The sequence below is a fragment of the Burkholderia sp. AU4i genome (assembly GCF_000466765.1).
Taxonomy (GTDB): Bacteria; Pseudomonadota; Gammaproteobacteria; order Burkholderiales; family Burkholderiaceae; genus Burkholderia; species Burkholderia cepacia.
The window spans coordinates 1-5052 of record NZ_ASSI01000303.1 but is presented as its reverse complement, the minus strand read 5'-3'; the positions used below and the strand labels follow the sequence as shown (position 1 = coordinate 5052).

At 69.0% G+C, this 5052-nt stretch carries 5 protein-coding genes and 2 pseudogenes; 3 read left to right on the top strand and 4 right to left on the bottom strand.

The features are described 5' to 3' along the window. From L810_RS41195 to fliE, 4 genes and pseudogenes are all read right to left on the bottom strand, one after another. A pseudogene (locus L810_RS41195) lies at window positions 1-413 on the bottom strand (flagellar hook-length control protein FliK); the annotation flags it as partial. A 145-nt stretch (window positions 414-558) separates the two neighbouring features. Beyond that, complete coding sequence (locus L810_RS41190) at window positions 559-891, bottom strand: flagellar protein FliT (protein ID WP_021164035.1); 333 nt, start codon at window positions 889-891, stop codon at window positions 559-561. Continuing rightward, complete coding sequence (gene fliS / locus L810_RS41185) at window positions 888-1322, bottom strand: flagellar export chaperone FliS (protein WP_021164034.1); 435 nt, start codon at window positions 1320-1322, stop codon at window positions 888-890. Before fliS ends, L810_RS41190 begins: the two co-directional genes overlap by 4 nt. A 225-nt stretch (window positions 1323-1547) precedes the next feature. After that, complete coding sequence (gene fliE, locus L810_RS41180) at window positions 1548-1892, bottom strand: flagellar hook-basal body complex protein FliE (protein ID WP_021164033.1); 345 nt, start codon at window positions 1890-1892, stop codon at window positions 1548-1550. Between the two features lie 249 nt (window positions 1893-2141). Here fliE and fliF point away from each other — a divergent pair, with 249 nt between their 5' ends. The 3 genes and pseudogenes from fliF to L810_RS41165 all read left to right on the top strand — a co-directional run. Continuing rightward, complete coding sequence (fliF, locus tag L810_RS41175) at window positions 2142-3905, top strand: flagellar basal-body MS-ring/collar protein FliF (RefSeq protein WP_021164032.1); 1764 nt, start codon at window positions 2142-2144, stop codon at window positions 3903-3905. After that, window positions 3895-4890 (top strand): flagellar motor switch protein FliG, encoded by a 996-nt coding sequence (fliG, locus tag L810_RS41170; protein ID WP_027788887.1) that lies wholly within the window; start codon window positions 3895-3897, stop codon window positions 4888-4890. Before fliF ends, fliG begins: the two co-directional genes overlap by 11 nt. Beyond that, a pseudogene (locus tag L810_RS41165) lies at window positions 4883-5052 on the top strand (flagellar assembly protein FliH); the annotation flags it as partial. The gene fliG and the pseudogene L810_RS41165, both read left to right, overlap by 8 nt.

Here is a 5052-nt window from a genome sequence, read left to right as displayed (position 1 = left end):
GCTCTTCCGATCTCTTCGCGCGCCGCCGCAGCGGAAGATGCCGCGGCGGCGGCCGGCGTCGAAGACGCAGCCGGATCGGAGGCGGCCGGCACGCGGGCCGGCAAGGCCGTATCGGTGAGCAGCACGGTGGGATCGGCCAGCAGCGGCACGCGCCCGGCAATGGCCGGCGTCGAGTCGCCACCGGCCCGCGAGATTGCGTCGAGCACGCGCCCGACATCGGACAGTGCGGTCTGGGTCGAGGCCGGCGGCGCGGCCGGCGGGCTGCCGGCCGAAGGCGTGGACGCCGTGCCGGTGCCCGGCGTGCCGACCTGCGAGGTCGCGCCGCCGCCGGCGGGCGCCGATACGGTGCCGGTCAGCAGGCTGTCGAGGCGGCTCGCCAGCAGCGCGGCCGCAACGGAGTCGATACCGGTCATGATCGGAGCCTGCTCACCTCAGCCACATCGTTGCGAATCCGGGAACGGCACGCCGGTGCCGCCCGCGGGAACTGCGCGCCTCCCGCAACGGGTTCGTGCGCCCCGCGCCCGTCTCCCCGCCTCCCGGCTTCCCTGGAAACGGGCCCTACCCGCGCGCGCGGTAGAGATCGGTCAATACCTTGGTCGAGCGCCGCGCCTCGAACAGCGCGGACAGCCGCGCGACGTCCGGGCTCGCGAGGTCGCGGATCGCGGCGTCGTCGGCCAGGATGCGGCGGATCAGGTCGAGCTTGCGGCCGAGATCCGATTCGTCGAGCACGACGCCCGGATCGGCTTCCTTCAGCCCGTCGACGAGCGCCATGAATTCGGCCTGCAACCCCGGCAACGCGCTCCAGTCGGCGCTGCGGGCGGCGCCCAGCATCCGGCCCGACACGGCGGCAAGCGCCTCGTAACGTGCGAAGTATTCGGCCTTGCGATTCATCTCGATGCTTCCACTGCCTGTTGCGCGGCCATCCGCGCGACTTCCGGGGCGATCCCCGTCCATGCTTCCTCGAGCGTCGCGAGCAGCCCGTCGACCTCGACCAGCATCGCGTCGCTCGCCTGCGCGTTCGCTTCCAGCAAACGCCGGCCGATATACGCATACAGCGCGTCCAGCCGTTCCGCGATCTCGCCGCCCGCGTCGCGGTTCAGCGATGCCTTCAGCCCGCTCTCGACGATCCGGATCGCCTTGCCGATCGCATCGCCGCGCGCGGACACATTGCCCTGCTGCAAATGCATGCGCGCCAGCGCAACCGCCTGCCGCGCACCCTGGTACAGCATCGCGATCAAACGGTGCGGGGAGGCGCCCATCACCCCGGTCTCGACGCCGACACGCGCGTATGCACTGGCTCCAGCGTGTCCTGGGGAAAACATGCGCTTCTCCTTGTTATGCGTTGGCTATACGGGAACCGCCGCCGTGCATCGCACGACGCGGCCTTCACCGGAGTTATCGGAAGGGATTTGAAAAGCTTTAGGCAAGCGTGGCCTGCCGCCGGGGCGCCGAAGGCGCCGGCCCGGAGGCCTTCCCTGAACAACTTTCGCCGGATGGCCGCCCCCGGGTGCCCGTCGCCGGGTACCCGTCCCCGGATGCCCGCCGCATCACACCGACATCTGCATGATGTCGTTGTAAGCGCTCACCAGCTTGTTGCGGACCTGGAGCCCGAACTGGAAGCCGATATTGGCTTTCTGCATGTCGACCATCACGTCGTTCAGCGAGACGTTCGGCGCACCGACCTCGAACGCCTGCGCCTCGCCGAGCGCGTGCTGCTGGTCGCCGCTGATCTTGTCGAGCGACGCCTTCATCGCGCTCGCGAACGTGCCGGCCGTCGCCGCACCCGAACCGGCCAGCGCTGCCGTCGGGCTCGCGACGCCGCCGGACGCCTGCGCGGCCATCGACTGCATCTGTTGCAACACCGAACCGATTCCGCTGACGTTCGCAGTCATGCTGTCCCCAAAACTGAGAGAAGAGACCCGGCGCACCGGGCGTTTCCGCCGGCGCCGCACCACGCGCACCATGCCGGATCGCGAAAAAGGATAGCAGCGCGCCGCGCGTCAAAGCCGAGAAAGTACGGGGGAAACCCCGCTCTTTTCAGTCGATCGGAACCGGGCCCGGGTCACGATAATCGCATCGTGTCATTGTCCGCCCGCTCGTCCGAGCGAGCTCAGTCGTCCCGCTCCGGAGAAACTCGACGCATGGATTCGCAGGCCAACTCGCTGATCAACCCAGACGCCCGCGCGGGCCTCGCCAGCCCGGCGCCCGGCGCCGCCGCGGCCGCCGCGTTGCCGGGCGCGGGTGGCGCAGGCGCGGACTTCGGGCTTGGCGGCTTCGCGGAACGCATTCCCGGCATCTCGCGGATGAAGGGCAACCCGAAGCTGCCGTTCCTGATCGCCGTCGCGTTCGCGGTCGCCGTGATCACCGCGCTCGTGCTGTGGAGCCGCGCGCCCGACTATCGCGTGCTGTACAGCAACCTGTCGGATCGCGACGGCGGCGCGATCATCGCCGCGCTCCAGCAGGCAAACGTTCCCTACAAGTTCGCCGATGCCGGCGGCGCGATCCTCGTGCCGTCGAACCAGGTACATGAAACGCGCCTGAAGCTCGCCGCGATGGGGCTGCCGAAGGGCGGCTCGGTCGGCTTCGAGCTGATGGACAACCAGAAGTTCGGCATCAGCCAGTTCGCCGAGCAGATCAACTACCAGCGCGCGCTCGAAGGCGAGCTGCAGCGCACCATCGAATCGATCAACGCCGTGCGCGGCGCGCGCGTGCATCTCGCGATCCCGAAGCCGTCGGTGTTCGTGCGCGACAAGGAAGCGCCGAGCGCGTCGGTGTTCGTCGACCTCTACCCGGGCCGCGTGCTCGACGAGGGCCAGGTGCAGGCGATCACGCGGATGGTGTCGTCCGGCGTGCCCGACATGCCCGCGAAGAACGTGACGATCGTCGACCAGGACGGCAACCTGCTGACCCAGACCGCCTCGGCATCCGGCCTCGACGCGAGCCAGCTCAAGTACGTGCAGCAGGTCGAGCACAACACGCAGAAGCGCATCGACGCGATCCTCGCGCCGATCTTCGGCACGGGCAACGCACGCTCGCAGGTCAGCGCGGACCTCGATTTCTCGAAGGTCGAGCAGACGTCGGAAAGCTACGGCCCGAACGGCAATCCGCAGCAATCCGCGATCCGCAGCCAGCAGACCAGCAGCGCGACCGAGCTCGCGCAGGGCGGCGCGTCGGGCGTGCCGGGCGCGTTGTCGAACACGCCGCCGCAGCCGGCGTCCGCGCCGATCGTCGCCGGCAATGGCCAGAACTCGCCGCAGACGACGCCCGTGAGCGATCGCAAGGACCAGACGACCAACTACGAGCTCGACAAGACGATCCGTCACCTCGAGCAGCCGATGGGCAGCGTGAAGCGGCTGTCGGTCGCGGTCGTCGTCAACTACCAGCCGGTCGCCGATGCGAAGGGCCATGTGACGATGCAGCCGCTGCCGCCGGCGAAGCTCGCGCAGGTCGAACAGCTCGTGAAGGATGCGATGGGCTACGACGCGAAGCGCGGCGACTCGGTGAACGTCGTGAACAGCGCGTTCTCGACCGCGAGCGACCCGTACGCCGACCTGCCGTGGTGGCGCCAGCCCGACATGATCGCGATGGCGAAGGAAGCCGCGAAGTGGCTCGGCATCGCGGCGGCCGCGGCGGCGCTCTACTTCATGTTCGTGCGCCCGGCGATGCGCCGCGCGTTCCCGCCGCCCGAGCCGGTCGCGGCGGCGCTCGCCGCGCCGGAAGATCCGGTCGCGCTCGACGGCCTGCCGGCGCCGGAGAAGGCCGAAGAACCCGACGCGCTGCTGCTCGGTTTCGAAAGCGAAAAGAACCGTTACGAACGCAACCTCGACTACGCGCGCTCGATCGCCCGCCAGGATCCGAAGATCGTCGCCACCGTCGTGAAGAACTGGGTGTCCGATGAACGCTGAAGGCTTGACCAAGAGCGCGCTGCTGCTGATGTCGATCGGCGAGGAAGAGGCCGCGCAGGTATTCAAGTTCCTCGCGCCGCGCGAGGTCCAGAAGATCGGCGCCGCGATGGCCGCGCTGAAGAACGTCACGCGCGAGCAGGTCGAGGACGTGCTGCAGGAATTCGCGAAGGAAGCGGAGCAGCACACCGCGCTGTCGCTCGATTCGAGCGACTACATCCGCTCGGTGCTGACCAAGGCGCTCGGCGAGGACAAGGCCGGCGTGCTGATCGACCGCATCCTGCAGGGCAGCGACACGAGCGGCATCGAGGGCCTGAAGTGGATGGACTCGGGCGCGGTGGCCGAACTGATCAAGAACGAGCATCCGCAGATCATCGCGACGATCCTCGTGCACCTCGACCGCGACCAGGCATCCGAGATCGCGTCGTGCTTCACCGAACGCCTGCGTAACGACGTGATGCTGCGGATCGCGACGCTCGACGGCATCCAGCCGGCCGCGCTGCGCGAACTCGACGACGTGCTGACGGGCCTGCTGTCCGGCAGCGACAACCTGAAGCGCAGCCCGATGGGCGGCATCCGCACCGCGGCCGAGATCCTGAACTTCATGACGAGCGTGCATGAGGAAGGCGTGCTCGAAAGCGTGCGCCAGTACGACGCGGATCTCGCGCAGAAGATCGTCGACCAGATGTTCGTGTTCGAGAACCTGCTCGACCTCGAAGACCGCGCGATCCAGATGGTGCTCAAGGAAGTCGAGTCGGAAACGCTGATCATCGCGCTGAAGGGCGCGCCGCCCGCGCTGCGCCAGAAGTTCCTCGCGAACATGTCGCAGCGCGCGGCCGAGCTGCTCGCCGAGGATCTCGACGCGCGCGGCCCGGTACGCGTGTCCGAAGTCGAGACGCAGCAGCGCCGCATCCTGCAGATCGTGCGCAACCTGGCCGAGAGCGGCGCGATCGCGATCGGCGGCAAGGCGGAAGACGCGTATGTCTGATTCGGCGAGCGATCGCGCGGGCACCCTCACCGCCTACCAGCGGTGGGAGATGGCGTCGTTCGACCCGCCGCCGCCCCCGCCGCCGCCCGACGACGCGGCAGCGGCCGCCGCCGCGCTCGCCGAGGACCTGCAGCGCGTGCGCGACGCCGCGCACGCCGAAGG

Excerpts from the sequence above, each read along its gene's own strand:
- fliS (WP_021164034.1), bottom strand. The coding sequence starts at position 1,322 with ATGTTTTCCCCAGGACACGCTGGAGCCAGTGCATACGCGCGTGTCGGC.
- fliF (WP_021164032.1), top strand. The coding sequence starts at position 2,142 with ATGGATTCGCAGGCCAACTCGCTGATCAACCCAGACGCCCGCGCGGGC.
- L810_RS41190 (WP_021164035.1), bottom strand. The coding sequence starts at position 891 with ATGAATCGCAAGGCCGAATACTTCGCACGTTACGAGGCGCTTGCCGCC.
- fliE (WP_021164033.1), bottom strand. The coding sequence starts at position 1,892 with ATGACTGCGAACGTCAGCGGAATCGGTTCGGTGTTGCAACAGATGCAG.
- fliG (WP_027788887.1), top strand. The coding sequence starts at position 3,895 with ATGAACGCTGAAGGCTTGACCAAGAGCGCGCTGCTGCTGATGTCGATC.